Raw genomic sequence first — 25593 nt, forward strand, 5'->3', positions numbered from 1 at the left:
GTTAATGAGGGTACGGCGGAGCGTCGCCGTACCCTCATTGTTGTCTCGTGAACCCTGAGGAGAGCCATATGGAAACGGGTGAACCCGGGCTGAAGGCGCCCAGGCGCGGCGCGCTGGGCTGGGTGCTCGGCGGGGCGGTCCTGGTGGCCGCCTGGGCCGGCGGCGGGCGGCTGCCGTCGTTCGGCGGGCTCACGTACGCGGTGGTCGGCGTGGTCGGGGCGCTCGCGCTGGCGGCGGCGCTGTGGCCGGGACTGCCGCGCAGGCAGGCGCCGCGCAGGCTGTCGGCGCCGGGGTGGCAGGTGTGGGTGGCGTTGTTCGCGGCGTTCGGGGTGTGGGAGGTGTGGGCGCTGCTGGCGGGCGAGGACCCGGCGCAGCCGACGCTCAGCGACCTGCTCGATCCCGTGCTGGTCGCGCCGGAGTGGCGGGGGTTGTTCTGGGTGGCGTGGCTGCTGGTGGGGTGGGGGCTGGTGCGGCGATGACGTGGGAGATCACGGTCTTCGGTTACGTGGCGGCGCTGGTGGCCATGCTGGTGCTGGAGGTGGTGGCGCGGCTGCCCGGGTCCACGACGCCGACCGCGGGCGACTGCTTCGCCTGGGTGATGCGTCATCCGGCCGGCCGGGTGCTGGTCATCCTGTCGTGGTGGTGGGTGGGCTGGCACTTCCTGGCCCGCTGAGCGTCGTCGTGGCGCCGCCAGATCAGCGCGGCCAGGCCGGGGTCGGCGCCGATGGGGGCGCTGACCAGGGCGGCGCCGGCGTTCTGGAGGCGGGTGTGGAAGAAGCCCGGCGCCAAAAGGTAGGAGGCCAGGGCGGTCCTGCGGTCCCATTGCCGGGGCAGGGCGGGAGTGCCCGAGGCGGCGAAGGCGGCGGTAACCGGGCGGCCGAGCCGTACCGACAGCAGGCGGGCCTGGGCGCGCACGCCGGCCAGGGCCGCGGGGTCGGAGGAGCCGGCGGCGGCGAGCACGACCGCGTCGCCGGCGCGCAGTCCGGCCTCGGCCAGGCGGCGGGCCAGCGCCCGTGACAGCAGCGGGTGGGGGCCGAGCGGGCGGGCGACGTGGGCGTTCGGGCGGGTCCTGGAGACCACCTCGGGCAGGTCCACGTGGACGTGGTAGCCGCCGGCCAGCAGGAGCGGGACGATCGTCACCGGGCCGGGCAGTCCGGGGAGCACGTCGGCCAGGAGGGGCCGGCTGATCTCCAGGTAGGCGAGTTCGACGCGGCGGCGGGGGCGGCGGGCGCGCACCGCCGCGGCCACATCACGCAGGACGGCCTCGCCGCGAGCGTCACGGGTGCCGTGCGCGGCCAGGACGAGCGTCACCGGACCGCCAGGCGGTAGCCGCGCTTGACGACCGTCTCCACGATCCCGGCCGGGCCCAGGGCGCGGCGCAGCCGGGTGACGGCCATCTCGACGGCGTGCTCGGCCGACTCGCGGGCATGGCTGCTGCCGGGCAGGACCAGGCGCAGGTCCGCGCGGGAGACGACGTGTCCCGGCTTGCCGGCCAGGCGCTTGAGCACGGCCATCGGCGCGGGCGGGAGGGGACGCAGTTCGCCGTCCACGACGACGGCGTGACCGCGGATCTCCAGCCGGTGCCCGCCCGCGTCCACCCGCGCGACCCCGAACTCGGGCAGGTGGCGAGCCAGCGCCCGCGCCAGCGCGCCGAGCCGGGAACGTTCCGGCTGCAACGTGGGGACGCCGCGCTCGACCAGCGGATGGGCGGTCACCGGACCCACGCAGGCCGCCACGACGCCGGAGGAGAACGCCCCCAGCAGCGCCTCCTCCTGGCCGCGGGCGCGGGCCTCGCGCAGCATGGCCAGGACGGCGGGGGCACTGGTGAAGGCGACGGCGTCCACGGCGCCGGTGACGGCCTGGCTGACCAGGCGGCGCAGCGGCGAGGTGTCGCGGTAGGGCAGCCAGCGGTAGACGGGCACCTCGATCACCTCGGCCCCCGCGCGCCGCAGGTCGGCCACGAACGCGGCCAGGGGCTCGCCGTGCAGTTGTACGGCGATGCGCCGCCCGTCCAGATCCTGCGCCAGCAGGTGGTCCTTGACCTCGTCGCAGGACTCGGTGGCCGGGGTCCAGTGGTCGGTGAGCCCGGCGGCGCGCACCGCTCCCCTGGCCTTGGGCCCGCGGGTGAGCAGCCGGGCGGCGGCGAGCGCGCCGGTCAGCTCGCCGGACAGCCCCCAGCCCTCGGCGGCGGCCATCCAGCCGCGGAAGCCGACCCCGGTGGTGATCACGACGTCGTCGATCGGCGCCGCGAGGGCCAGCCGGGTGGCGTCGAGCAGCTCGCCGTCCTGCTCCAGCGGGACCAGGCGGATCGCGGGCGCGCTGACCACGCGGGCGCCGCGCCGTTCCAGCAGCGCGCCGAACTCCTCGCGCCGCCGGGTGGCGGTGACGCCGACGGTGAACCCGGCCAGCGAGTCGGGCGCGGTCTCCAGGGCAGTCGCGCTCATGCCCGCACCTCGACGTGCTCGCCGCGCAGCCGGGTGGCGTAGACGGGGATCGCCTCGCCGCCGCCGTCCAGGCATGCGCCGCTGACCAGCGAGAACACCTGCTTGTGCATGGGCGAGGCCACGGTGGGCTCGCCGCCTCTGGTGCCGACGATGCCGCGCGACAGGATGTAGGCGCCGCTGAAGGGGTCGCGGTTGCCGACGGCGTACACGCGGCCGTCGAAGTCGCGGAAGACGGCGATCTGCCGGCCGTCCACCAGCGCGCAGACGCCGCGCTCCGGCAGCAGGTCGGTGTAGCGGCAGACGGCGGTCCACGCGCCGTGCACGAGCGTGGTCATCCCACGACCTCCAAGGGGATCAGAACGGGCTGGATCTGCTCGCGTACCGTCTCGAAGGCGATGGACGGGTCGGGCGTGCCAGGGGCGTTGACGAAGCTGACGAAGCGGGCGAGCTTGCCGGGGTCCTCCAGGGTGGCCCGCCACTCGTCCTGGTATCCGGCCACGTGCTGGGCCATCTGCGCGTCCAGGTCGGCGCAGATGCCGAGCGAGTCGCCGACGACGACCTCGCGCAGGTAGTCCAGGCCGCCCTCCAGCGCCTCCAGCCAGGCGCTGGTGCGCTGCAGCCGGTCGGCGGTGCGGATGTAGAACATGAGGAAGCGGTCGATGGTGCGCACGAGGTCGCCGGTGGTCAGGTCGGCGGCCAGCAGGTCGGCGTGGCGCGGGGTGAAGCCGCCGTTGCCGCCGACGTAGAGGTTCCAGCCGCTGTCGGTGGCGATGACGCCGAAGTCCTTGGACCTGGCCTCGGCGCATTCCCGGGCGCAGCCGGACACCGCCGACTTCAGCTTGTGCGGTGCGCGCAGGCCGCGGTAACGCAGTTCGAGGGCGATGGCCAGCCCGACGGAGTCCTGTACGCCGTACCGGCACCAGGCCGAGCCCACGCACGACTTGACCGTGCGCAGCGCCTTGCCGTAGGCGTGGCCCGACTCGAACCCGGCGTCCACGAGCCGCTGCCAGATCCGCGGCAGTTGTTCCACCCGGGCGCCCAGCAGGTCGATCCGCTGCCCGCCGGTGATCTTGGTGTAGAGGCCGAAGTCGCGGGCCACCTCTCCGATGACGATGAGCTTGTCGGGCGTGATCTCGCCGCCCGGCACGCGCGGAACGACCGAGTAGGTGCCGTTCTTCTGGATGTTGGCCAGGAAGTGGTCGTTGGTGTCCTGCAGCGCCGCCCGCTCGCCCTCCAGGACGTGCCCGCTGTGCAGGGAGGCCAGGATGGAGGCGACGGTCGGCTTGCAGACGTCGCAGCCCCTGCCGGTGCCGTGCGCGGCGATGAGCTCGGAGAAGGTGGTGATGCCGCGGACCCGCACGATGTCGTACAGTTCCGCGCGGCTGTGGGCGAAGTGCTCGCACAGCGCCTTAGGCAGCTCGACGCCGGACTTCTCCAGCAGCCGCTTCAGCATCGGCAGGCACGAGCCGCACGAGGTGCCCGCGCGGGTGCACTCCTTCAGCGCGGGCACGTCGCACGCGCCGTCGCCGATCGCCGCGCGCACCCGTCCGGCGCTGACGTTGTTGCACGAGCACACCTGCGCGTCGTCGGGCAGGTCCAGGGGGACGCCGCCGCCGCTGAACAGCAGGTCGGACGGCGCCGCGGGCAGCGCCTTGCCGACGAAGGGCCGCAGCGCCCCGTACGGCGCGGCGTCCCCCACGCAGATGCCGCCCAGCAGCGTCGAGGCGTCGTCGGAGACGAACAGCCGCTTGTAGACGCCGGCGACCGGGTCCATGTAGGTGACGTCGAGCGCCCCCTCCATCGCCCCGAACTGGGCCACCTCGACGCCGAGCAGCTTCAGCTTGGTGGACAGGTCCGCGCCGCCGAAGACCGCGCCGCCCCCGGTGATCCGGTCGGCGGCCACCTCGGCCATCGTGTTGCACGGCCCGACCAGCCCGTACACCTGGCCGCCGGCCAGCGCGCACTCCCCCACGGCGTAGACGGCCGGGTCGGAGGTGCGCATGCCGCCGTCCACGACGATGCCGCCCCGCTCGCCGACCTCCAGGCCGCACGCTCTGGCCAGCTCGTCGCGCGGCCGTACGCCGGCGGAGACGACCACGACGCCGGCGGCGAGCTCCTCGCCGTCGCCCAGCAGCACGCGGCCGGGTTCGATGCGCTCCAGCGAGGCGCCGGAGCGCACGCCGATGCCGAGGGCCTCGATGTGGCTCCTCAGCACGGCGCCGCCGCCCTCGTCCACCTGCCGCGGCATCAGCCACGGGGCCAGCTCCACGATGTGGGTGCGCAGGCCGAGCCCCTGGAGCGCGTCGGCCGCCTCCAGCCCGAGCAGCCCGCCGCCCACGACGACGCCGCCGTCCTGGCCGGAGCGCAGCGAGCGCCGCGCCGCGACGCGGATGGCGTCCAGGTCGGCGATCGTGCGGTAGACCAGGGCGTCCCCGGCGCCGGGCACCGGCGGCACGAACGGGGCCGAGCCGGTGGCCAGCACCAGCACGTCGTAGGACTCGACATGGCCGTCGGCCGTGGTCACGGTCCTGGCCGTCCGGTCCACGGCGGTGACGCGCGCGTCCAGGCGGGTGACGACGCCGGGCGGCGGCGTGTAGGTGAGGTCGGCGGCGCTCGTGCCCTTCAGGTAGGAGGTGAGCGCCACCCGGTCGTAGGCGGGCAGCGGCTCCTCCCCCAGCACCGTGACCCGCCCGTCGTACCCGCGCTCGGCCAGCGACTCCAGCAAGCGCTGGGCGGCGGGGCCGTAGCCGACGACCACGAGCCTGCTCATGCGTTCACCCCTTCCTGCTCGCACAGCCAGTCGACGATGCCCTCGACCGCGTCGCGGCAGGTGCCGCAGCCGGTCGTGGCCCGCGTCGCCGCGCTGACCGCGGCCAGGTCGCGTGCGCCTGCCTCCCAGCACGCGCGGATCTGGCCCTTCGTGACGTTGTTGCAATGGCAGACCTTGGCGGCGTCCGGCATCCTGACGGGGCTGTCGGCCACCGCCCCGGCGCCCGCCAGGCCGGGGAACAGCAGTCCCGCGCGGTCGCCGGGCAGCGGGCCGCCGCGGTCGTAGAGCTGGGTGAGGGTGCCGACGGCGTCGCTCTCCCCCAGCAGGATCGCGCCGACCAGCCGGCCGTCGCGGATGACGAGCTTGCGGTAGGTGCCGCGGGCGCGGTGGCTGAACCTGACCACCTCCGCCTGGTCCTCCTCCAGGTGCGTCTCGCCCATGGCGGCCAGCTCCACGCTGCGCGCCTTGAGGCGGGTGACCAGGCGCGAGCCCCGGTAGCGGGCCTTGCCGCCGGTGATGACGTCGGCGGCGACCGCGGCCTGCTCCCAGGCGGGGGCGACCAGGCCGTAGACGGTGCCGTCGTGCTCGGCGCACTCGCCGACGGCGAAGATCGAGGGGTCGTCGGTGCGCAGCTCGTCGTCGACGACGACGCCCCGCCGTACCTCAAGACCTGCCTGCGCGGCGAGGGCGGTGAGCGGGCGCACGCCGCACGCGAGCACGACCAGGTCGGCCTCCACCAGCTCCTCGCCCAGGTGGACGCCCGCGTCGGTGATCGCGGTGACGCCGACGCCGGTGCGGATCACGACGCCGAGCTCGCCCAGCGTCTCGCCGAGCATGAGCCCGGCCTCGGCGTCGAGCTGGCGTTCCATGAGGTGGCCGGCCAGGTGCAGCACCGTGACGGGCAGTCCGCGTCCGGCCAGGCCGCGCGCGGCCTCCACGCCGAGCAGCCCGCCGCCCACGACGACGGCGCGCCGGGCGTGCGCGGCGGCGGCCACGATGCGCTCGCAGTCGCCCAGCGTGCGGAACGGCACCGCCCGCGCCACCCCCGGGATCGGCGGCACGACCGCCTCGCTGCCGGTGGCGAGAACCAGCACGTCGTACGGCTCCCGCCGCCCGTCCCCGGTGATGACCGCCTGGGTGTCGCGGTCGATCTGGACGACCTCCGCGCCGAGGACCGCCTGGACGCCGTGCTCGGCGTACCAGGCGGCCTCCAGCAGGCGTACCTGGTCGGGCCCCGAGCTCCCGGCCAGGACGTTGGACAGCAGCACCCGGTTGTAGGGCTGCCACGGCTCGGCGCCGAAGACGGTCACCCTGGCCCGGGGGTCGCGCGCGCGCACCTCGCTGACCAGGCGCGAGCCTGCCATGCCGTTGCCGATGACGACGAGCCTCATGCCACCTTCTCCAGTCTCACGGCGCACACCTTGAACTCCGGCATCCGCGAGGCCGGGTCGAGCGCGGGGTTGGTCAGGCGGTTGGCGCCCTCCCAGTGGAAGGGCATGAACACGGTGTCGCGCCGGATCGCCGCGGTGATCCTGGCGACGCCTTCCGCGCTGCCGCGCCGGCTGTGCACGCGCACCAGGTCGCCCGCGGCGATGCCGTGCTGGTCGGCGAGGTCGGGATGGAGCTCGACGAACGGCTCGGGGGCGGCCTCGGTCAGCGCGGCGATGCGCCGGGTCTGGGCGCCGCTCTGGTATTGGGCCAGGACCCGGCCGGTGGTCAGGTGCACCGGGTAGTCGTCGTCGGGTTCCTCGGCGGGCGGGCGGTGCTCGACCGGGGTGAAGCGGGCGCGCCCGTCGGGGGTGGCGAAGCGGTCGAGGAAGGGGCGGGGCGTGCCGGGGTGGTCCTCGGCCGGGCAGGGCCAGAACACGCCGGTCTCGGCGGCGATCCGCTCGTAGGTGATGCCGGCGTAGTCGGCGATCCCGCCGGCGCTGGCGCGGCGCAGCTCGTCGAAGACGGCGGGCGGGCTGGCGGTCCAGGTGTGGCCGAGCCCGGCCGCGATGCCCTGGATGATCTCCAGGTCGGTCCTGACCTCGCCGGGCGGGGCGAACGCGCGCCGCCGCAGCAGCACGCGGCCTTCCAGGTTGGTCATGGTGCCGTCCTGCTCGGCCCACTGGGCGGCCGGCAGCACGACGTCGGCCAGCGCGGCCGTCTCCGACAGCACCACGTCGGCGACGACCAGCAGGTCGAGGTGGCGCAGCCGGTCGGCGAGCGGGCCCGAGCGCGGCGCGGAGACGACCGGGTTGGATCCGAACAGCAGCAGCGCCCTGGGCCCCTCTCCGGTGCCGAGCGCGTCCAGGAGCTCCTGGGCCGAGCGGCCGGGTCCCGGCAGCGCCGCCGGTTCGACGCCCCACACGGCCGCCACGTGGGCGCGCGCCGCCGGGTCGTCGATCCTGCGGTAGCCGGGTAGCTGGTCGGCCTTCTGCCCGTGTTCGCGGCCGCCCTGCCCGTTGCCCTGGCCGGTCAGGCAGCCGTAGCCGCTGCCGGGGGTGCCGGGCAGGCCGAGCGCGAGCGCCAGGTTGACGAAGGCGGAGACGGTGTCGGTCCCCTTGGCGTGCTGCTCGGCCCCGCGCCCGGTCAGGACGTACGCCCGCTCCGCGTTCCTCAGCAGGTGTACGGCCGAGCGCATCCGCGCCACCGGCACCCCGGTGATCCGCTCGACCCGCTCGGGCCACCACGACGCCACCGACGTCCGCACCGCCTCGAACCCGGAGGTACGCGCCGCCACGTACGCCTCGTCCACCCCGCCTTCGGCGATCAGCAGGTGCAGCAGCCCGAGCGCCAGCGCCAGGTCGGTGCCAGGGGCGGGCTGCAGGTGCAGCGCGGCCAGCTTGGCGGTGGGCGTCAGCCGGGGGTCCACGACGATCAGCCGGGGCTTGGTCAGGTGGCGCACGAGCGGCGGCATGGTCTCGGCGACGTTCGCCCCCGCCAGCAGGATGACGTCGGCCCCGGCCAGGTCGGTCAGCGGGAACGGCAGGCCCCGGTCCAGCCCGAACGCCCTGTTGGCCGCTGCCGCGGCCGAGGACATGCAGAAGCGGCCGTTGTAGTCGATCTGGCTGGTGCCGAGGGCGACGCGGGCCAGCTTGCCGAGGTGGTAGGCGCTCTCGTTGGTGAGCCCGCCGCCGCCGAACACCGCCACGCCGTCGGGGCCGTGGGCCGCGCGGATCTCGGCCAGGCGGCCGGTCACGTGGTCCAGGGCCTTCTCCCAGGTGGCGGGCTCGCCGTACAGGAGGGGGGTGGTGAGCCTGACGCCGGGCCGGAGCAGGTCGCCCGCGGTCCAGCCCTTCTGGCACAGCGCGCCGCCGCCCTGGCCGTTGGCCGGGATGTCGGTCCTGGGGGCGATCACGACCTCGCCGCCGCGCTTGCCGACGGTCATGCCGCACTGCAGCGCGCAGTACGGGCAGTGCGTCTTCACGGACGCGCCGTCGGGTGGTGAGGTCACGGGTTCGATCGTGGTTACGGGTGGTTTCACCCCTGGGTCCCTTCTGTTACCTCTGTGCTAACTGCGGCTCACCGCGGGTGTGAGCCTCACACGCGGGCGTGGGCGAGGCTGGGCAGGCGGGCGGCGCCGATCGTGCGCAGGTAGCACCACCAGGTCAGCGCGGTGCAGGCGGCGTAGAAGAGGGCGAAGGCCACGAAGGCCGCGGCGGGGCTGCCGGTCTCGGCGAACGACATGCCGAAGCCGCGGTTGATGAGGAAGCCGCCGAAGGCGCCGACCGCCGAGATGATGCCGATCGCGGCCGAGGCCTGGCGCTTGCCGTACACGAGGGCCTGCTCACCCTCGCCGTGCTCGGCGCGCGCCTTCGCCTGGAAGATGGCCGGGATCATGCGGTACGTCGAGCCGTTGCCGATGCCCGAGGTCACGAACAGCACCTGGAAGGCGAGGAAGAACGCCCAGAACCCGCCGCCCGCCGCGGCCGCCCACGTGAGCAGCACGCCCGCGCCCATCGCGGCGAACGTCCAGAGCGTCACCCGCGCGCCGCCCAGCCGGTCGGCCAGCCACCCGCCCACCGGCCGGATCAGCGAGCCGACCAGGGGCCCGGCGAAGGCGACGGCGGTCCAGGGCGCCGCCGGGAACAGGCTCTTGGCCAGCAGCGGAAAGGCGGTGGAGTAGCCGATGAACGAGCCGAAGGTGCCGATGTAGAGGAACGACATGATCCACGTCTGGCCGCTGCGCGCCACCGCGAGCTGCTCGCGCGGCCCGGCCTTGGCGGTGGCCAGGTTGTCCATGAAGAACCACGCGCAGGCCGCCGACACCACGATGAACGGCACCCAGAACCAGCCCGCCGCCGCCAGCCCCAGCGCCCCGATCACCAGCGGCACGACGAGTTGTACCGAGCTGACCCCGATGTTGCCGCCCGCCGCGTTGAGCCCGAGCGCCGAGCCCTGCTTACTCTGCGGATAGAAGTAGGTGATGTTGGCCATGCTGGAGGCGAAGTTCCCGCCGCCCAGCCCGGCCGTGGCCGCGATCACCAGCAGCACCCAGAACGGCGTGCCGGGATCGCGCACCGCGAACCCGAGCGCGATCGCGGGGATGAGCAGCAGCAGCGCGCTGACCACCGTGAACGTGCGCCCGCCGAACCTCGCGGGCCCGAAGGTGTACGGCAGGCGCAGCGCGGCCCCGACCAGGTTCGGCAGCGCCACCAGCCAGAACAGCTCGTCGGTCGACAGGTCGAGCCGGCCCGTCTTGGCCGCCACCACGCTCCACAGCGTCCAGACGGTGAAGCCGAGGTGCTCGGCCAGGACGGAGAAGACGAGGTTGCGCCGGGCGACCTTCTTGCCGGTGCGCTCCCAGAAGGCGGGGTCGTCGGGGTGCCATTCGGCGATCCATCGGGTCATGGCCGTGACCGTAGGGAGCGCTCGTTACGCACGCTGACGGGCTGTGACGGTGCGGCGGTTACAGCGGACTCACCGCCGTAACCCCGGCAACACGGATGTAACGCCCGGCTGCAGGTTGGCGGCGATCATTGCTGGGAAACTGTTCCCTGACATCGCGCGAGATCTCGGGGAGTTGCGTGTGAGGGTCCAGGCGATCCGGCTGTTCGGCGATCCGGTGCTGCGTTCGGTGGCGGAGCCGGTCAAGGACTTCGACCGGGAGCTACGGGGACTGGTGAAGTCCCTGACCATCACGATGCGCGCGGGAACGGGCCGCGCGGGGCTGGCGGCGCCCCAGATCGGGGTGCCGGCGCGGGTGCTCGTCTACGAGTACGAGGGCAAGGCCGGGCACCTGGTCAACCCCCGGCTGGAGCTGTCGGAGCGTAAGGTGACCGCGGACGAGGCGTGCCTGTCGGCGCCGGGCGCGTGGTGGCCGCTGGAGCGTTCCTACATGGTGGTGGCCCGCGGCCGTGACATGTTCGGCAAGCCCGCCACGGTACGGGCGCTGGGCGTGCTGGCCCGGGTGCTGCAGCACGAGTGCGACCATCTGGACGGCGTGCTGTTCAGCGACCACCTGCCCGAGGAGGAACGCGAGCGCTTCCTGGCCACCGTCGCGCCGTAACGCCGTCGCGCCGTAACACCGCAGAGCCGTAACGCCGCAGAGCCGTAGCGCCGTCCCGCGGCGGCGCCGTGGTGTCGTGCGGGGCCGTGGTGACGTCGCGGCGTGGTGGCTACCAGCGGTTCCAGCCCACGGCGCGCGCCCAGTCGGCGAGCCCGGCGCCGCGGATGCCCGCGCCCGCGAGCACGGGCTCGCTGAGGACGCGGTCGGCCACGTCGTTCAGGTCCGTGGCCACCTCGTCGGCGGCGTCGATCTCCTCCGGTCTGGTCAGCATGGTCGGCACCAGGATGCCGCGCGCTCCGGCGGCCCGCGCGGTCTCCATGTCCTTGCCCTCCTCGCCCACGACCAGGCACTCCCGCGGGCTGACGTCCAGGATGGCCGCCGCCCTGATCACCAGGCCGGGCGCGGGCTTGCGGCAGGTGCAGCCGTCGCCGTCGGCGTGCACGCAGATCGCCCACGCGTCGAACGGCCCCAGCATCGCCTCCACCTGGGAGTTGACCCGGTCCATCTCGTCCGGTGAGAGCAGGCCGCGGGCCACGGCCGACTGGTTGATGACCACTCCGACCGGCACGTCGGCACGCCGCAGCCTGGACAGCGCCGCACCGGCGCCGGGCAGGGGCTCCACGCGCGCCGGGTCGCCGTTGTGGGTAACGTCCCTGATCAGCGTCCCGTCGCGGTCGAACAGGACGGCCGCCGGACGATGATGATCGAACACTTTCACACCTCCGTCAGAACGGCGCCCAGCTACCCCCCGAACCCCGTTCCAAACGAGTCCGCCGCGTCAAGCGGGAGTTGCCACGCACCGCCCCGAGCCGGAAGCGCGACAGCCCAGGCAGAGGCGCGTGCGCGCGCGGAAAACCGGACGCGAGGGAAGGTGACGCCTCGATAGCGGTAACAATCGCCCGGCCGCTGTGGTAGCTTCTGCCCCGCACATGGCGACGGCACGGCTGTCGCGAGCGGATGGAGCCCCCGGCGCCTTGGGTCCCTCCAACAGCCGGGGCACTCACATCAACTCGGGGGTTCAGCTAGCGCGCAGCTAGCTGAGCCCCTTACTCCTCTGCAGCAGATCGAGCAGAACGAGCAGCACCTGGATCAGCCCCAGTAGCGCGTACTGCGGGTCGGACTCCTCGACCTTGTCCGCCATATCTCCCACCCTTTCGGACCCCAGACGTTCCTGGAGCTGATCGCGGGGTCAGCTCGACCAGCCCGCGGGGAGCGGATCGAGTGGTGAGAGTGGTGAGAGTGGTGACCGGGCAGAAGGTACCAGGTTTCGTGCTTTCCGGGACAAGAAAGCAGTGTCTTTAGTGAAAGCGCAGGTCAGAGAGGCTGCTGGGAACTCGCGACAATTACCCCGTCCTTGAATGGAATTCCATTCGACATAAGCGTTTCCACAAAAGGCGGCTTACTCCGCGGGTTTCACAGGCGTACGCCCAGGAGGGCGTCGGTGAGGGCGCGGACCAGGGCGGGCGCGTCGGGGTCGGGGCCGGAGCCGTCGGCCAGCGCCTTGGCCGCCCAGGTGTCCACGGCGGCCAGGGCGCCGGGGGCGTCGAGGTCGCCGGACAGCCGCGCGCGTACCTCGGCCAGCAGGTCGTCCGCCCGCGGGCCCGAGGGCAGGGCGGCCGCCTCGCGCCAGCGCGACAGGCGCTCCTCCGCCGCCGTGAGCTGGCCGGGGGTGTACTCCCAGTCCGCGCGGTAGTGGTGGGCCAGCAGGACCAGGCGGATCGCCATCGGGTCGTGCCCGGCGGCGCGCAGGCGCGAGACGAAGACCAGGTTGCCCTTCGACTTCGACATCTTCTCGCCGTCGAGGCCGACCATGCCCGCGTGGGTGTAGAAGCGGGCGAAGGGCCACTCGCCGGTGGCGGCGTGGCCTTCCGAGGCGCCGCACTCGTGGTGCGGGAAGATCAGGTCGGAGCCGCCGCCCGCCACGTCGAAGCCGGGGCCCAGGCTGGCCAGGGAGATCGCGGTGCACTCGATGTGCCAGCCGGGACGGCCGCGGCCCAGCGCGGTGTCCCAGGCGGGCTCGCCGGGACGCTCGGCGCGCCACAGCAGCCAGTCCAGCGGGTCGCGCTTGCCCTCCCGGCCGGGGTCGCCGCCCCGCTCGGCGAACAGCTCCAGCATCTCCTGCTCGGAGTAGCCGGACACCTCGCCGAACTTCGGCGCGGCGGCCCTGCTGAAGTAGACGTCGCCGTCGAGATCGTAGGTGTACGGCGCCAGCCGCTCGATCAGCTCGGCCACCTGGCCCACGACCTCGGTGACGCCCACGTACTCGCGCGGCGGCACGATGCGCAGGGCCTCCATGTCGGTGCGGAACAGCTCGATCTCGCGCTCGGCCAGGTCCTGCCAGGCGATGCCGGTCTGCTCGGCCCGCTCCAGCAGCGGGTCGTCGACGTCGGTGGCGTTCTGGGTGTAGTGGACCTCGTGCCCGGCGTCCCGCCACACCCGGCCGACCAGGTCGAAGGCGAGGTAGGTGTTGGCGTGGCCCAGGTGGGTGGCGTCGTAGGGCGTGATGCCGCACACGTACATGCGGGCGACGGGGCCCGGATCGGTCTGCCTGACCTGCCTCGCGGCGGTGTCGTAGAGCCGCAGCGGGACGCTCTCGCCGGGCAGTTCGGGAATGTTCGGGGCAGACCACGATCTCATGCCTGTGAGCCTATCCGGCCCGTGAGGTCGCGGAACTCGGTGGTCACCGCGTCCGCGGAGAGCGTGACCATGGTCACCGAGAGCGAGGCGAAGACGCGGCCGTCGGGCAGCACGTGGCGCAGGATCAGCGCGCCTGGCTCGGCGGAGTGGGGGCCGTCGGTGAGCGGCCACCAGTCGCCGGCGGCGGCGAAGCGGGGCCGCTGGGCGATCACGCGGGGGTCGTCGGGGTCCAGGCCGCTGTTGACGATGACGCTGACGCCTTCCGGCAGGGTCGTGGCGGCCTGCCGTACGCCGTCCCAGCTCCACAGGCGGGCGCCGGACGGGTCGGCGAGGACCAGGTGGAAGGGGTCGTAGACGGACAGGTCTACGGCGGGCAGGCCGCCCTCGTCCAGGGCCCTGAGCGGGAGGTCGCCGCGCGAGACCCTGATCGTGTCGGGGGCGGGGACGCCGCGGCCGTTGAGCAGCGCCGCGGCCCGGCGGGTGGCGGGGTCGACGGCGAGCCAGGTGCCGCCCGCCTTGAGGTCACGGCCGCCGGCGACGCCGGGATGGTCGGGCCAGTGCTCGCCGGGCCCCTCCCACGGCCGGTCGGCGAACTCGTCACGCACGCCCATCAGGGTCAGGGGGTCGCCGGTTCTCACGATCACCGTGCACATGGGGCACAGCGTAGTAAACGCTCCAGTACCGGGTCAGATGGGGGGCCAGGGTATGGCGGGCCAGTCCTCCGACGGATACGGGTGCACGCCGGTGTCGAGCAGCCGGCGTACGCGGTTCCAGGTGGCCTCGACCTCGGCCAGCGTCAGGAGCTGGCGCAGCCGCCGCCCCAGGCCGCCCGACTCGATGTCGCGTTCGAGCTTGGCCAGGACCGCGACGGCGTCGCGGGCCAGCGGCTTGCCCCGCCACTGCCACAGCACGGTGCGCAGCTTGTCCTCGGCGGCGAAGCAGACGCCGTGGTCGACGCCGTAGACGTGCCCGTCGGGCAGCGGCAGCAGGTGGCCGCCCTTGCGGTCGGCGTTGTTGACCACCGCGTCGAACACCGCCATCCTGCGCAGCCCGGGGTGGCGGCTGCGGACCAGGCGCATGAGGTCGATCTCGTGCTCGGTGTCGATCCACAACTGGCACATGCCCGGCCCGAACGGCCCGTCGCGGTAGACGGTGGGCGGCACGATGCCCCACCCGGTGGCCTGGGAGACCTCGAAGGCCGCGACCTCACGGGCGGCGAGGGTGCCGTCGGGAAAGTCCCACAGGGGGCGCTCCCCGCGCACCGGCTTGTAGACACAGGCCGCCGTGCGCCCGCCCAGGGTCAGCGAGCAGTACAGCGTCATGTTGGTGGCCTCGACCAGGCGGCCGGCCACCTCCAGGCGGCCGTCGCGCAGCAGCCTCAGCGCCCCCTCGTCCTGCACGGCCGAGGGCTGGGCGTTTCTGAGTACCGGCTCGCTCTCCTGGGCACTGCTCACGACGCTGCCTCACCCCCGCGGTATCCGTTCAGGCGCACGCACACATGTCCTTCGGCGTCGAGCGGCTGGCCGCACAAGGGGCACGGCGGCCGCCCGGCGGCGACGATCTGCAGGGCCCGCGCGGTGAAGGCGCGGGCTGCCCCCGCGCTGATCCGCACCCTCAGCAGGGCGGGCTCCGGAGCTTCCTCGTCCTCCTCGTCGACGATCTCCTGGGCTTCGATGACCACCTGGGAGGTGTCGGGATCCCAGGCCAGGGCCATCGTGCCCACCTTGAAGTCCTCGTCCAGAGGGGTTTCGAGCGGGCCGTCGTCGGTCAGGTCGTTGGGAGCCAGGGCGGGGATGTGGGCGGTGCCTCCGCTGCGTCGCAGCACCTCGTCGAGCAGCTCGTCCAGCCTGCCCGCGAGCGCCGCCACCTGGAGCTTCTCCAGAGCGACCGTGGTCAGCCTGCCTTCGGCACGGGCCTGAAGGAAGAAGGCTCGCGCCCCCGGCTGCCCCAAGGCACCGGCCACGAACCGCTCGGGTGGGTCGTAGTCGAAGACCGGCATAGCCTGACCTTACGTGGTCCCGGATCCGCCGCCGACGGCGGCATCGCTCCCGGTGAGTTTTTCTCCCCCGTCTTTCTCCTCCGAATCCTCGGGCAGCCGCAATTCCCCCATATCGTTAACTCTGAGAACAAAGGGACGCAAGGGCGTATAGCGAATCACGGTGAGCGCCGCAGGATCAGACGTTATGCGCTGAAACTGATCGAGATGGAGCCCTAGAGCGTCGGCCACGATGGCTTTGATCACGTCTCCGTGGCTGCAGACGAGGTAGACACCCTTCCCCCCGAGCCGCTCGTTCCACTCGCGGACCGCCGCCACCGCCCGCCGCTGCACCTCGGCCATGGCCTCGCCGCCCGGGAAGACCACCGCGCTCGGGTGCGCCTGCACGACCTTCCACAGCGGCTCCTCGGCGAGCTCCTTGAGCGAGCGCCCGGTCCACTCGCCGTAGCCGCACTCGACGAAGCGCTCATCGGTCTGTACGGCCAGCCCGCGCCCCGCCGACACCGCCGCGGCGGTCTCCTGGCAGCGCTCCAGCGGGCTGGAGACGATCGCGTCCAGGCGCACCTGGGAGATCCGCCCCGCCAGCGCCGCGGCCTGGGCCCGTCCAGCCTCGTTCAGATGCAGCCCAGGAGTGCGCCCTGCCAGCACCGGACCGGTCATTTCGGTCAGCCCGTGACGGGCCAGGAGAAGCGTGGTCACCTGGCAAGTGTCGCAGGCGTCGATCCCCGTGTCGGCCACGGCTGGGCGGTACCCTGGCGGGATCATGGAGCAGCGCTATGTCGGCCGCAGCGGCCTGTCGGTATCCCGGCTCGGACTCGGCACGATGACCTGGGGACGAGACACCGACGCCGATGACGCGGCGGTGCAGCTTCGCACCTTCCTGGAGGCCGGGGGCAACCTCGTCGACACCGCCGACGTCTACACCGGCGGCGACGCCGAGCGGCTGCTCGGCCGGATGCTGCGCGACTCGGTCCCGCGCTCGGAGCTGGTCGTCTCCACCAAGGCCGTGGTCACCCCGACCGGCCGCCGCCCCCGCGACGCCTCGCGCCGCCACCTGATCGCCGCCTGCGACGCCTCGCTCAACCGCCTCGGACTCGACTACGTCGACCTGTGGCAGCTCCACACCTTCGACCCCGAGGTGCCGCTGGAGGAGACGCTGGCCGCGCTCGACGCCATCGTCACCTCCGGCCGCGCCGTCTACGCCGGCGTCTGCGACTACTCCGGCTGGCAGCTCGCCGCCGCCGCGGTCGCCCAGCGGGCGGTGCCCGGCCGCGTCCCGATCACCTCGGCCCAGGCCGAGTACTCGCTGCTGGCCCGCGAGCCCGAGCGGGAGCTGCTGCCCGCCGCCGAGCACGTGGGCGCGGGCGTGCTGGCCTGGTCGCCGCTGGGAAGGGGCGTGCTGACCGGCAAGTACCGCACCGGCATCCCCTCCGACTCGCGCGCCGCCACCCCGCACTTCGCCGAGTTCGTCCGCCCCTACCTCGACGAGCGCTCGCGCAGTGTGGTGGAGTCGGTCATGACCGCCGCCGACGGCCTGGGCGTCTCGCCGCTGGCCGTCGCGCTGTCGTGGGTGCGCGACCAGCCGGGCGTGGCCTCGGCGATCGTCGGCGCGCGCACCACCGCCCAGCTCAACGCCGTCCTGCCGGCCGAGGACGTGGTCCTGCCGCGGGAGATCAGGGAGGCGCTCGACGACGTGTCGTCGCTCGACTGAGCAAGGAATGAGAGCGCCACTCGCGTATCACTAGTCGATACCGAATCGCAACTTTCGCCGAGAAACACCTGCGTCTCGGCGCTGATGTCCATAAAGATTTCCTCCGAGGCGAAGTAGGAGGGCGCATGGGGAGCAGGGCCGCAATCACGACGGGTGTACTCGCCGTGGCGTTGGCCGCCGTTCCGGGGGCGGCTCCGGCCGCCGCCGCCGTCCAGGACTGCGCCAAGGGCGGCGGGCTGCTCTCCGGTGTGACCAACAGCCTGTGCGACGTGGTGAACGCCGTCACCGACACCGTGGACGGATTAACGGGCAAGGCCGCCGAGCCCGTGACCAACGGGATCGACGAGACCACCGGCGAGGTCCTCGGCACCGTGGGCGAGGCCGCGCCGACGGGCAAGCCCAGCCCGGCCCCGAGCAGCCGGCCCACCTCGGCCAAGACGCCGGAACTGCTGCCTGAGACGCTGGGCGACGTGTGCCTGCCCATGCTGGCCTGCGAGGACCAGGGCGTGCTCGACACGCTGACCCCGGCGCCCGTCCAGACCACCCGCGAACCCCGCCCGACGCCGTCGGCCCGCCCCACGCACCGCCGCGAGGACACCGCCGTCCTGCCGACCCAGGCTCCGACGCCGCCGCAGAGCGAGCCGTACCTGATGGACAACGCCGAGCCGGTGGAGGAGCGCAGGACCGCCGACACCGAGGAGCCGCGCATCGACCTGCTGTGGCCCAACCCCTACGCGGACGATCTGACGGTTCCGCTGCAGGACCGCCGCCAGGTGGTCCGCCCGAGCGCCCCGGCCTCCGACGCGCTGGGCACCGCCCTGACCGCCGCCCTCCTCGCCTCCGCCATCCTCGCCACCCGCGTCGCCCACCACCGCAAACGCCGCGACGCCCCCTCCATCCCCCTCGACCCCGCACCCGGCCGCCACCGCCTCGCCTAGCCTCGTCGTCTGACGCCCCCTCACGGCCCGGCTTGTCGTCTGACGTCCCTTCACGGCCTCCATCCGTTACGGCAAGCCACCCCACCCGCCCCGCCGCCGCTGGTGACCGCCCGTCGAGCGCTGGTCGTGAAGGCCAACGTGGTCCCCGCCGTCACAACGCCCCGTTGGCCGGTTAGGTCGCTCCGCTGGCGCGCACCGTGGCGGGAGGCGGTGAAGTCGGCCTGCCGTAACACGAAAGGCCCTTCACCTCGATGTGAAGGGCCTTGGGAAACGTGCGGAGGAACTACGCGCCGATGGCGTGGACGCCGCCGTCCACGTGGAGGATTTCGCCGGTGGTGGCGGGGAACCAGTCGGACATCAGGGCGACGCACGCGCGGGCCGCCGGGACCGTGTCCGAGAGGTCCCAGCCCAGGGGGGCCTTCTCCGGCCAGCTGTCCTCGAACTCCTTGAAGCCCGGGATCGACTTGGCCGCCATCGTGCGCAGCGGGCCCGCGGCGACCAGGTTGACGCGGATGCCCTGCTTGCCGAGGTCGCGGGCCAGGTAGCGGTTGGCGGACTCCAGCCCGGCCTTGGCCACGCCCATCCAGTCGTAGACCGGCCACGCCTTGGAGGCGTCGAAGTCGAGGCCGACGACCGAGCCGCCCTCCTTCATGAGCGGCAGGCAGGCCACGGCCAGCGACTTGTAGGAGTAGGTGGAGATGTGCAGGGCGGTGGCGACGTCCTCCCACGTGGTGTTGAGGAAGTTGCCGCCGAGCGCGGTCTGGGGGGCGAAGCCGATGGAGTGGACGACGCCGTCGAGGCCGTCCACGTGCTCGCCGACCCTCGAGGCGAGGGTGTCGAGGTGCTCGGTGTTCTGGACGTCGAGCTCCAGCACCGGCACGGGGTGCGGCAGCCGCTTGGCGATGCGCTCGACGAGGCTGAGGCGGCCGAAGCCGGTGAGGACGACCTGGGCGCCCTCCTCCTGCGCGATCTTGGCCACGGAGAAGGCGATGGAGGCGTCGGTCAGGACCCCGGTCACCAGGATGCGCTTGCCTTCGAGAATGCCCATGTCAGTGCCCCATTCCGAGTCCGCCGTCGACGGGGATCACGGCCCCGGTGATGTAGGAGGCGTCGTCACTGGCCAGGAAGCGGACGACGCGCGCGATCTCCTGGGGCGCGGCCTGGCGGCCCAGGGGGATGTTCTTGACGATCGCCTCGGAGTCGAGGTCGGCGGTCATGTCGGTCTCGACGAAGCCGGGGGCGACGACGTTGACGGTGATGCCGCGCGAGCCGTACTCGCGGGCGAGGGAGCGGCCGAAGCCGACGAGCCCGGCCTTGGAGGCGGCGTAGTTGGCCTGGCCCGCCTGGCCCGACAGGCCGACGACCGAGGAGATGAGGACGATGCGGCCGCGCTTGAGCTTCATCATCGGCCGGATGGCGCGCTTGGCGACGCGGTAGGCGCCGGTCAGGTTGGCGTCGATGACGTCGGTGAAGGTCTCCTCCTTCATCATGGCCAGGAGGGTGTCCTTGGTGATGCCCGCGTTGGAGACGAGCACCTCCACCGGCCCCTGCTCGGCCTCCACCTTGGCGAAGGCGGCCTCGACGTCCTCGGTGCTGGTCACGTCGCAGCGGACGCCGAACAAGCCCTCCGGGGGCTCGCCCGATCGGTAGGTGACGGCGACGGCGTCGCCCGCCGCCTGGAGTTCGCGGGCGATCGCGAGGCCGATGCCCCGGTTGCCGCCGGTGACGAGTACTGAGCGTGCCATGGGACCTGACGCTATCTGCTACCGGCTGGTATGCGCTTGTCCAGGGCGTACAAGATCACAGGGTTAGGATCGTTGACATGCGTCAAATCGACCCTGATTTCCTCGCGCTGCCGCTCGGGCAGCTCGCGGACGCCGCCCTGCAACGTGCCCGTGACCTGGGCGCCGAGCACGCGGACTTCCGCCTAGAACGCATCAGGGGCGAGTCCCTGAGCCTCTACGACACGCGGCTCGAAGGCGCCGTCGACGCCGACGACCTCGGCTTCGCGGTGCGCGTGGTCAAGGGCGGCACGTGGGGTTTCGCCTCCGGCATCGACCTGACCCCCGAAGCCGCGGCCAGGGTGGCCGAGCAGGCGGTGCGGGTGGCCGAGGTGAGCGCGCCGATCAACAGGGAGCCGATCGAGCTGGCCCCCGAACCGGTCTACTCCGGCCTCACCTGGGTCTCGCCGTACGAGGTGGACCCGTTCGAGGTGCCGCAGGCCGACAAGGTCGCGCTGCTGGCCGAGTGGTCGGCGGGGCTGCTCAAGGGCGCCGACCACGTCTCGGCCCGGCTGCTGCAGGTCAAGGAGCAGAAGTTCTACGCCGACAGCGCCGGAACCTCCACCACGCAGCAGCGGGTGCGCCTGCACCCCGTTCTCAACGCCATGAAGTCCTCCGAGCAGGGCTTCGACGACATGTCGACGATCGCGCCGCCGGTGGGGCGCGGCTACGAGTACCTGACGGGCACGTTCTGGGACTGGGCGGGCGAGCTCGCGCAGCTTCCGGAGCTGCTGGCCGAGAAGCTGGCCGCGCCGTCGGTCGAGGCGGGCGACCACGACGTGGTCATCCACCCGTCGAACCTGTGGCTGACGATCCACGAGTCGATCGGCCACGCCACCGAGCTCGACCGCGCGCTCGGTTACGAGGCGGCGTACGCGGGGACGAGCTTCGCCACCTTCGACCAGCTCGGCGAGCTCGTCTACGGCTCCCCCGCCATGAACGTCACCGGCGACCGCACGGTCGAGCACGGCCTGGCCACGATCGGCTACGACGACGAGGGCGTGGCGGGCCAGAGCTTCGACATCGTGCGCGACGGCATCCTGGCCGGCTACCAGCTCGACCGGCGCATGGCGCTGATGAAGGGCTTCGGCCGCTCCAACGGCTGCGCCTTCGCCGACTCCCCCGGCCACATGCCGATCCAGCGCATGGCCAACGTCTCGCTGAAGCCCGCCCCCGACGGCCCGTCCACCGAGGAGCTGATCTCGCGGGTGGAGCGCGGCCTGTACATCGTGGGCGACAAGAGCTGGTCGATCGACATGCAGCGCTACAACTTCCAGTTCACCGGCCAGCGGGCCTACCGGATCGAGGACGGCGCCCTGGCCGGTCAGGTGCGCGACTTCGCCTACCAGGCCACGACGACGGACTTCTGGCGCTCGATGGAGGCCGTCGGCGGCCCCCAGACCTACGTGCTCGGCGGCGCGTTCAACTGCGGCAAGGGCCAGCCCGGCCAGGTCGCGCCGGTCAGCCACGGCTGCCCGTCCGCGCTGTTCCGCGGCGTCCGCATCCTCAACACGGTCCAGGAGGGTGGCAAGTGATGACTCCCCAGGAGATGGTTGAGCGGGCGCTGAAGCTCTCCGAGGCCGACGACTGCATGGTCGTGGTCGACGACGGCTCCACGGCCAACCTGCGTTTCGCGGGCAACACCCTGACGACCAACGGCGTGGCCCGCTCGGCCCAGCTCACCGTGATCTCGGTGGCCGGGCAGGGGGTGGGCGTGGTCTCGCGCGCGGCCGTACGTCCTGAGCAGCTCGCCGACGTGGTGGCCGCGGCAGACGCGGCGGCGCGCGCGGCGCAGCCCGCCGAGGACGCCCGCCCGCTGGTGTCGGGCGTGCCCGCGAGCGCGCACTGGGACGACCCGGTCACGCCCACCGACATCGGGGTCTTCGCCGCGTTCGCGCCGGCGCTGGGCGAGGCGTTCTCCGCCGCCGAGGCGGGCGGCAGGAAGCTGTACGGCTTCGCCGAGCACACGCTGACCTCGACCTTCCTCGGCTCCTCCACGGGCCTGCGGCTGCGCCACGACCAGCCGACCGGCAGGCTGGAGCTCAACGCCAAGTCGGCCGACCTCAAGCGCTCGGCCTGGACGGGCGTGGCCACGCGCGACTTCGCCGACGTGGACGTGGCCGCGCTCGACGCCTCGCTGGCGATGCGGCTGGAGTGGGCGAAGACCCGCGTGGACCTGCCCGCGGGCCGCTACGAGACGCTGCTGCCCCCGAGCGCGGTCGCCGACCTCATGATCTACGCCTACTGGTCGGCGGGGGCCAGGGACGCGCTGGACGGCCGCACGGTCTACTCCAAGCGCGGCGGCGGCACCCGTGTCGGCGAACGGCTGGCGCCGCTGCCGCTGACGCTGGCCAGCGACCCGGCCGCGGAGGGGATCGCCTGCGCGCCGTTCGTCGTGACCCGCTCGGCGGGGCGCGAGAGCTCGGTGTTCGACAACGGGCTGCCGCTGGCGGCCACCGAGTGGGTCGCGGACGGCACGCTCGCCGCACTGCGCCAGACCCGTTACTCGGCGGAGCTGAGCGGCCTGGCCGTCACGCCCGACATCGACAACCTGATCATGAGCGGTGACGGCGGCAGGTCGCTCAACGAGATGATCGCCTCGACCGAGCGCGGCCTGCTGCTGACGTGCCTGTGGTACATCCGCACGGTGGACCCGCAGACGCTCCTGGTCACCGGCCTGACCCGGGACGGCGTCTACCTGGTCGAGAACGGCGAGGTCGTCGGCGAGGTGAACAACTTCCGCTTCAACGAGAGCCCGGTGGACCTGCTGGGCCGCATCAGCGAGGCGGGCGCCGCCGAGCAGACGCTGCCGCGCGAGTGGAACGACTACTTCACGCGGGCGGTCATGCCGCCGGTGCGGGTGCCGGACTTCAACATGTCGACGGTCAGCCAGGCGAGCTGAGCGCGAGTGCGGGGCCCTGGACGACGCCGGAGGCGGGTCCAGGGCCCCGCTCACGCGTCTTCCAGGCGGAAGCCGACCTTCATCCCGACCTGGAAGTGCGCGACCTCGCCCTGGTCGATGTGGCCCCTGATCTCCGTCACCTCGAACCAGTCCAGGTGGCGCAGGGTCTGCGAGGCCCGCCTGATGCCGTTGCGGATGGCCTCGTCGACACTCTCCCCCGAAGTCCCGACTATCTCGGTCACCCGATACGTTCGATCCGTCATCTCCGCCTCCTCTTACTCGAAAGCCATGATCGCATGACCCTCACTCCGGCGGCGGCGCCCCGTCGCGCCCTTCACCTCCGAGGTCTACCGTGGGTGGTATGAGGGGGTGGCGTACGCGCAAGCAGGTCCACCAGGTGACGGACGCGCAGCCGTCGCTCTCGGACGACGTGCGCAAACGCGAGATCAGCTACTTCATCAAGATGGGCATCCGCACGCTCTGCCTCATCCTGGCGGTCGTGGTGCCGGTTCCCTGGCCGTACCGGCTGCTCTTCATCGCCGGTGCCGTCTTTTTGCCGTACATAGCCGTAATCGGAGCCAATGAGAGGTCGAAGGACGCCCCGCCTCCTACCTTTCACACACCGGAGGCTAACCAAAGCGAGATACCCCTGCACCGACGCGAGATCGGGTCGTGACTAAGTCTTGACGCATCCCACGGGTTGTAGGTGTACGCTTTAGCCAAGCGCTCCGGTCCCCCGTCGGAGTGCTGGTGCCGGCGTTCCGGGCCCCCGTCGGAACGCCGATGAAGCGAAGCCGGGTGGTTTGCCCCCGTAACCACCCGGCTTCGCCCTTTTCTCAGAAGACCTCATTGCCCCCGCTCAGCGGGTAGGTCTGCTTTCCCGAAATCGTTTACGACCCGTCGGTGCGCGAAATTCACAGGAAATCTTCAGGTTCGGTCACGGGTTGACACAGGGAGTTCGCCAGAGTGTCACTCGTCGGTCAAGGTCTCCCTTGTGGCCTGGGCCCAGTTGCCGGCCAGCGTGGTCAGCCGGGCCACGGCGTCCTCGGGCGCGGTGCCCGCCCCCTGGGCCAGACCGAGCAGGTACGCGGTCAGCGGCGCCGCCGGTCTGGCGACCCCGTGCGCCACCTCCTTGGTGAGGTCCAGGATCAGGTCCCGGTCCACCCGGGCCGGGTCGATGCCGAGCTCCTTGCAGACCAGAGCCGTCCATTCGGTGAGCACGTTCATGTGAGCCTCCTCGAGATCGTCTTCAGTGTCGCAGTCGAACCAGGGCCGCCCGGCCAGCGCCACCCGAACGGGTTCCAGGGGCCCGAGCACCCCGCGCAACGACCGTCCTGAGTACCGGTCCAGGGCCTCCCGGAGCGGATCGGCCCGCCAGACCCCGGCCAGCCACTGCTCCCGCCCTTCGTCGTCCACCAGAACCGCCCCGGCCCCGGGAAGGGCGGCGCGGAGGAGGGCGGCGACGTGCGCGGGCCGCAGAAGGGGCATGTCGCCCGCCAGAAGCGCCACCCAGGGCGCGAGAACCTCGGCCAGTCCCGCACGCAGCGCGGGCACAGGGCCACCGCCACGCGGCTCCTCAAGGACGTACAGAGCCCGAGGGGCGGCACGCTCCGGGCCCACGACGACCACCCGCCCGGCATCGGGCACGGCGGCCGCCACGATCTCCAGCAGCGAGCGCCCGCCCACGGTCAGTCCTGGCTTGTCCACCCCGCCGAGCCGCCTTGCCGCGCCTCCGGCGAGGATCACCGCGTCATACGCCACCCAGCCAAGGTAACGGCCGAGATCACCGATGTCCCACCCAGCCGGTCTGGGGGCGGTGTAGCGGCGCGCGGCCACGTCCGGCTGCCGGCCATCGCCCGAGGCCGCCCGCCCGCGACGGCGGGCGGGGGTGGGGGCGGCTGTGCCGTAACGGAGAGAGAGATCAGCCGCCGATGGCGGACATCGGCCGCGAGGGCTGGAGAAACGCCGGGTCGTCGATGCCGTGGCCGGGGCGCTTGGAGGCCACGGCGGCGATCCAGCGGGCGGCCAGTTCGTCGTCGGACGCGCCCGCGCGCATCGCCGTCTTCAGGTCCGACTCCTCGCGCGCGAACAGGCAGTTGCGCACCTGTCCGTCGGCCGTCAGCCGCACCCGGTCGCACGCGCCGCAGAACGGCCGCGTCACCGAGCCGATCACGCCCACCCGCGCCGGACCGCCGTCGACCAGGAAGCGCTCGGCGGGCGCGCTGCCCCGCTCCTCGCGGTCGTCCGGGGTCAGCTCGAAGACCGGCGACAGCATCGCGAGGATCTCGTCGGCGGTGATCATGTTGTCGCGGGTCCAGCCGTGCTGGGCGTCGAGCGGCATCTGCTCGATGAAGCGCAGCTCGTAGCCGCGCTCCAGGCAGTAGCGCAGCAGCGCGGGCGCCTCGTGGTCGTTGATGCCGCGCATGAGCACGGCGTTGACCTTCACCGGCCGCAGCCCCGCGTCCTCGGCGGCGGCCAGGCCGTCCAGGACGTCGGCGAGGCGGTCGCGGTGCGCCAGGCGCTTGAACGTCTCCCGCTCCAGCGTGTCCAGCGAGACGTTCACCCGGTCGAGCCCGGCCTGCGCCAGCGCGGGGGCCAGGCGGGCCAGCCCGATGCCGTTGGTGGTCAGCGAGACCTGCGGGCGCGGGCTCAGCCGGGTCGTGCGGGCGACGATGTCGGGCAGCTCGCGGCGCAGCAGCGGCTCGCCGCCGGTGTAGCGGACCTCGGTGATGCCGAGGCGTTCCACCCCGATCGTGACGAGCCTGACGATCTCGTCGGCGGTCAGCAACTTGGCGTTGGGCAGCCAGTCGAGGCCCTCGGGCGGCATGCAGTACGTGCAGCGCAGGTTGCACTTGTCCGTCAGGGACACCCGAAGGTCGGTCGCCACCCTCCCGTAGGAGTCGTTGAGCATCGGGGTCAT

The 25593-nt window shown here is 72.7% G+C and carries 26 protein-coding genes; 8 read left to right on the top strand and 18 right to left on the bottom strand.

The features are described from left to right. The first annotated feature begins 68 nt into the window (after nucleotides 1-68). Nucleotides 69-479: a hypothetical protein gene (locus ACIBEJ_RS37895; RefSeq protein WP_397187755.1), complete on the top strand. Its 411-nt coding sequence runs from the start codon at nucleotides 69-71 to the stop codon at nucleotides 477-479. Continuing rightward, a complete protein-coding gene (locus ACIBEJ_RS37900; RefSeq protein ID WP_397187756.1) occupies nucleotides 476-673 on the top strand; it encodes a DUF6186 family protein in 198 nt (65 codons plus the stop codon). Before ACIBEJ_RS37895 ends, ACIBEJ_RS37900 begins: the two co-directional genes overlap by 4 nt. On the opposite strand, the gene ACIBEJ_RS37905 is transcribed toward ACIBEJ_RS37900, so the two are convergent. The 7 genes from ACIBEJ_RS37905 to ACIBEJ_RS37935 form a co-directional block, all read right to left on the bottom strand. Next, nucleotides 604-1311, bottom strand: coding sequence for a sirohydrochlorin chelatase (locus ACIBEJ_RS37905; protein WP_397187757.1), 708 nt, complete (start codon nucleotides 1309-1311; stop codon nucleotides 604-606). The genes ACIBEJ_RS37900 and ACIBEJ_RS37905 overlap by 70 nt on opposite strands. Then, nucleotides 1308-2444, bottom strand: coding sequence for a uroporphyrinogen-III synthase (locus tag ACIBEJ_RS37910; protein ID WP_397187758.1), 1137 nt, complete (start codon nucleotides 2442-2444; stop codon nucleotides 1308-1310). The genes ACIBEJ_RS37905 and ACIBEJ_RS37910 overlap by 4 nt, the downstream gene beginning before the upstream one ends. Then, nucleotides 2441-2779, bottom strand: a complete 339-nt coding sequence (gene nirD, locus ACIBEJ_RS37915) for a nitrite reductase small subunit NirD (protein ID WP_397187759.1) — start codon at nucleotides 2777-2779, stop codon at nucleotides 2441-2443. Before nirD ends, ACIBEJ_RS37910 begins: the two co-directional genes overlap by 4 nt. Continuing rightward, complete coding sequence (gene nirB / locus ACIBEJ_RS37920; RefSeq protein WP_397187760.1) at nucleotides 2776-5214, bottom strand: nitrite reductase large subunit NirB; 2439 nt, start codon at nucleotides 5212-5214, stop codon at nucleotides 2776-2778. The genes nirD and nirB overlap by 4 nt, the downstream gene beginning before the upstream one ends. Further along, the gene (locus ACIBEJ_RS37925) at nucleotides 5211-6605 is read right to left on the bottom strand and encodes an FAD-dependent oxidoreductase (RefSeq protein ID WP_397187761.1); all 1395 of its coding nucleotides are present in this window, start codon (nucleotides 6603-6605) and stop codon (nucleotides 5211-5213) included. Before ACIBEJ_RS37925 ends, nirB begins: the two co-directional genes overlap by 4 nt. Beyond that, entirely contained in the window at nucleotides 6602-8653 is a 2052-nt protein-coding gene (locus tag ACIBEJ_RS37930) for a molybdopterin oxidoreductase family protein (RefSeq protein WP_397187762.1), read from the bottom strand. Before ACIBEJ_RS37930 ends, ACIBEJ_RS37925 begins: the two co-directional genes overlap by 4 nt. 86 nt (nucleotides 8654-8739) lie before the next feature. Continuing rightward, a complete protein-coding gene (locus ACIBEJ_RS37935) occupies nucleotides 8740-10050 on the bottom strand; it encodes an MFS transporter (RefSeq protein ID WP_397187763.1) in 1311 nt (436 codons plus the stop codon). Between the two features lie 178 nt (nucleotides 10051-10228). Between ACIBEJ_RS37935 and def the strand changes: the two genes are divergently transcribed. Next, nucleotides 10229-10708 (top strand): peptide deformylase, encoded by a 480-nt coding sequence (gene def / locus ACIBEJ_RS37940; RefSeq protein ID WP_397187764.1) that lies wholly within the window; start codon nucleotides 10229-10231, stop codon nucleotides 10706-10708. A gap of 109 nt (nucleotides 10709-10817) precedes the next feature. Here def and ACIBEJ_RS37945 read toward each other — a convergent pair whose 3' ends face one another. The 6 genes from ACIBEJ_RS37945 to ACIBEJ_RS37970 form a co-directional block, all read right to left on the bottom strand. Next, nucleotides 10818-11420 (bottom strand): D-glycero-alpha-D-manno-heptose-1,7-bisphosphate 7-phosphatase, encoded by a 603-nt coding sequence (locus tag ACIBEJ_RS37945; RefSeq protein WP_397187765.1) that lies wholly within the window; start codon nucleotides 11418-11420, stop codon nucleotides 10818-10820. A 701-nt stretch (nucleotides 11421-12121) separates the two neighbouring features. Then, a complete protein-coding gene (mshC, locus tag ACIBEJ_RS37950; RefSeq protein WP_397187766.1) occupies nucleotides 12122-13345 on the bottom strand; it encodes a cysteine--1-D-myo-inosityl 2-amino-2-deoxy-alpha-D-glucopyranoside ligase in 1224 nt (407 codons plus the stop codon). Beyond that, nucleotides 13342-13998, bottom strand: a complete 657-nt coding sequence (locus ACIBEJ_RS37955) for an NRDE family protein (protein WP_397187767.1) — start codon at nucleotides 13996-13998, stop codon at nucleotides 13342-13344. The genes mshC and ACIBEJ_RS37955 overlap by 4 nt, the downstream gene beginning before the upstream one ends. 33 nt (nucleotides 13999-14031) lie before the next feature. Continuing rightward, on the bottom strand, nucleotides 14032-14799 hold the full coding sequence (locus ACIBEJ_RS37960; protein ID WP_397187768.1) for an SCO1664 family protein: 768 nt from the start codon (nucleotides 14797-14799) through the stop codon (nucleotides 14032-14034). Next, the gene (locus tag ACIBEJ_RS37965) at nucleotides 14796-15344 is read right to left on the bottom strand and encodes a DUF3090 domain-containing protein (protein WP_397187769.1); all 549 of its coding nucleotides are present in this window, start codon (nucleotides 15342-15344) and stop codon (nucleotides 14796-14798) included. Before ACIBEJ_RS37965 ends, ACIBEJ_RS37960 begins: the two co-directional genes overlap by 4 nt. Nucleotides 15345-15353: 9 nt before the next feature. Continuing rightward, nucleotides 15354-16040 (bottom strand): MSMEG_4193 family putative phosphomutase, encoded by a 687-nt coding sequence (locus ACIBEJ_RS37970; RefSeq protein ID WP_397187770.1) that lies wholly within the window; start codon nucleotides 16038-16040, stop codon nucleotides 15354-15356. A 64-nt stretch (nucleotides 16041-16104) separates the two neighbouring features. Here ACIBEJ_RS37970 and ACIBEJ_RS37975 point away from each other — a divergent pair, with 64 nt between their 5' ends. Together ACIBEJ_RS37975 and ACIBEJ_RS37980 are read left to right on the top strand one after the other, a co-directional pair. Next, nucleotides 16105-17052, top strand: coding sequence for an aldo/keto reductase (locus ACIBEJ_RS37975; protein ID WP_397187771.1), 948 nt, complete (start codon nucleotides 16105-16107; stop codon nucleotides 17050-17052). A gap of 125 nt (nucleotides 17053-17177) precedes the next feature. Beyond that, nucleotides 17178-17990, top strand: coding sequence for a hypothetical protein (locus ACIBEJ_RS37980; protein WP_397187772.1), 813 nt, complete (start codon nucleotides 17178-17180; stop codon nucleotides 17988-17990). A gap of 283 nt (nucleotides 17991-18273) precedes the next feature. On the opposite strand, the gene fabI is transcribed toward ACIBEJ_RS37980, so the two are convergent. Next, complete coding sequence (gene fabI, locus ACIBEJ_RS37985; RefSeq protein ID WP_397187773.1) at nucleotides 18274-19038, bottom strand: enoyl-ACP reductase FabI; 765 nt, start codon at nucleotides 19036-19038, stop codon at nucleotides 18274-18276. Between the two features lies 1 nt (nucleotide 19039). After that, nucleotides 19040-19735, bottom strand: a complete 696-nt coding sequence (locus ACIBEJ_RS37990; RefSeq protein ID WP_397187774.1) for a beta-ketoacyl-ACP reductase — start codon at nucleotides 19733-19735, stop codon at nucleotides 19040-19042. Between the two features lie 77 nt (nucleotides 19736-19812). Here ACIBEJ_RS37990 and ACIBEJ_RS37995 point away from each other — a divergent pair, with 77 nt between their 5' ends. Both ACIBEJ_RS37995 and ACIBEJ_RS38000 read left to right on the top strand, forming a co-directional pair. Next, a complete protein-coding gene (locus tag ACIBEJ_RS37995; protein ID WP_397187775.1) occupies nucleotides 19813-21306 on the top strand; it encodes a TldD/PmbA family protein in 1494 nt (497 codons plus the stop codon). Then, nucleotides 21306-22673: a metallopeptidase TldD-related protein gene (locus ACIBEJ_RS38000; RefSeq protein WP_397187776.1), complete on the top strand. Its 1368-nt coding sequence runs from the start codon at nucleotides 21306-21308 to the stop codon at nucleotides 22671-22673. The genes ACIBEJ_RS37995 and ACIBEJ_RS38000 overlap by 1 nt, the downstream gene beginning before the upstream one ends. Nucleotides 22674-22723: 50 nt before the next feature. On the opposite strand, the gene ACIBEJ_RS38005 is transcribed toward ACIBEJ_RS38000, so the two are convergent. After that, the gene (locus ACIBEJ_RS38005) at nucleotides 22724-22936 is read right to left on the bottom strand and encodes a dodecin (RefSeq protein ID WP_397187777.1); all 213 of its coding nucleotides are present in this window, start codon (nucleotides 22934-22936) and stop codon (nucleotides 22724-22726) included. 134 nt (nucleotides 22937-23070) lie between these two features. Between ACIBEJ_RS38005 and ACIBEJ_RS38010 the strand changes: the two genes are divergently transcribed. After that, on the top strand, nucleotides 23071-23349 hold the full coding sequence (locus ACIBEJ_RS38010) for a DUF3099 domain-containing protein (protein ID WP_397187778.1): 279 nt from the start codon (nucleotides 23071-23073) through the stop codon (nucleotides 23347-23349). A 293-nt stretch (nucleotides 23350-23642) separates the two neighbouring features. Here ACIBEJ_RS38010 and ACIBEJ_RS38015 read toward each other — a convergent pair whose 3' ends face one another. Beyond that, on the bottom strand, nucleotides 23643-24434 hold the full coding sequence (locus ACIBEJ_RS38015) for an NTP transferase domain-containing protein (protein ID WP_397187779.1): 792 nt from the start codon (nucleotides 24432-24434) through the stop codon (nucleotides 23643-23645). Between the two features lie 160 nt (nucleotides 24435-24594). Further along, nucleotides 24595-25584: a GTP 3',8-cyclase MoaA gene (gene moaA, locus ACIBEJ_RS38020; protein WP_397187906.1), complete on the bottom strand. Its 990-nt coding sequence runs from the start codon at nucleotides 25582-25584 to the stop codon at nucleotides 24595-24597. Nucleotides 25585-25593: the final 9 nt, after the last annotated feature.

The organism is Nonomuraea sp. NPDC050790 (genome assembly GCF_044456745.1).
GTDB lineage: Bacteria > Actinomycetota > Actinomycetes > Streptosporangiales > Streptosporangiaceae > Nonomuraea.

Coding starts and splice junctions, on each gene's coding strand:
- ACIBEJ_RS37895 (WP_397187755.1), top strand. CDS start 69: ATGGAAACGGGTGAACCCGGGCTGAAGGCGCCCAGGCGCGGCGCGCTG.
- ACIBEJ_RS37900 (WP_397187756.1), top strand. CDS start 476: ATGACGTGGGAGATCACGGTCTTCGGTTACGTGGCGGCGCTGGTGGCC.
- ACIBEJ_RS37910 (WP_397187758.1), bottom strand. CDS start 2,444: ATGAGCGCGACTGCCCTGGAGACCGCGCCCGACTCGCTGGCCGGGTTC.
- nirD (WP_397187759.1), bottom strand. CDS start 2,779: ATGACCACGCTCGTGCACGGCGCGTGGACCGCCGTCTGCCGCTACACC.
- nirB (WP_397187760.1), bottom strand. CDS start 5,214: ATGAGCAGGCTCGTGGTCGTCGGCTACGGCCCCGCCGCCCAGCGCTTG.
- ACIBEJ_RS37925 (WP_397187761.1), bottom strand. CDS start 6,605: ATGAGGCTCGTCGTCATCGGCAACGGCATGGCAGGCTCGCGCCTGGTC.
- ACIBEJ_RS37935 (WP_397187763.1), bottom strand. CDS start 10,050: ATGACCCGATGGATCGCCGAATGGCACCCCGACGACCCCGCCTTCTGG.
- mshC (WP_397187766.1), bottom strand. CDS start 13,345: ATGAGATCGTGGTCTGCCCCGAACATTCCCGAACTGCCCGGCGAGAGC.
- ACIBEJ_RS37955 (WP_397187767.1), bottom strand. CDS start 13,998: ATGTGCACGGTGATCGTGAGAACCGGCGACCCCCTGACCCTGATGGGC.
- ACIBEJ_RS37965 (WP_397187769.1), bottom strand. CDS start 15,344: ATGCCGGTCTTCGACTACGACCCACCCGAGCGGTTCGTGGCCGGTGCC.
- ACIBEJ_RS37975 (WP_397187771.1), top strand. CDS start 16,105: ATGGAGCAGCGCTATGTCGGCCGCAGCGGCCTGTCGGTATCCCGGCTC.
- ACIBEJ_RS37980 (WP_397187772.1), top strand. CDS start 17,178: ATGGGGAGCAGGGCCGCAATCACGACGGGTGTACTCGCCGTGGCGTTG.
- fabI (WP_397187773.1), bottom strand. CDS start 19,038: ATGGGCATTCTCGAAGGCAAGCGCATCCTGGTGACCGGGGTCCTGACC.
- ACIBEJ_RS37990 (WP_397187774.1), bottom strand. CDS start 19,735: ATGGCACGCTCAGTACTCGTCACCGGCGGCAACCGGGGCATCGGCCTC.
- ACIBEJ_RS37995 (WP_397187775.1), top strand. CDS start 19,813: ATGCGTCAAATCGACCCTGATTTCCTCGCGCTGCCGCTCGGGCAGCTC.
- ACIBEJ_RS38000 (WP_397187776.1), top strand. CDS start 21,306: ATGACTCCCCAGGAGATGGTTGAGCGGGCGCTGAAGCTCTCCGAGGCC.
- ACIBEJ_RS38005 (WP_397187777.1), bottom strand. CDS start 22,936: ATGACGGATCGAACGTATCGGGTGACCGAGATAGTCGGGACTTCGGGG.
- moaA (WP_397187906.1), bottom strand. CDS start 25,584: ATGCTCAACGACTCCTACGGGAGGGTGGCGACCGACCTTCGGGTGTCC.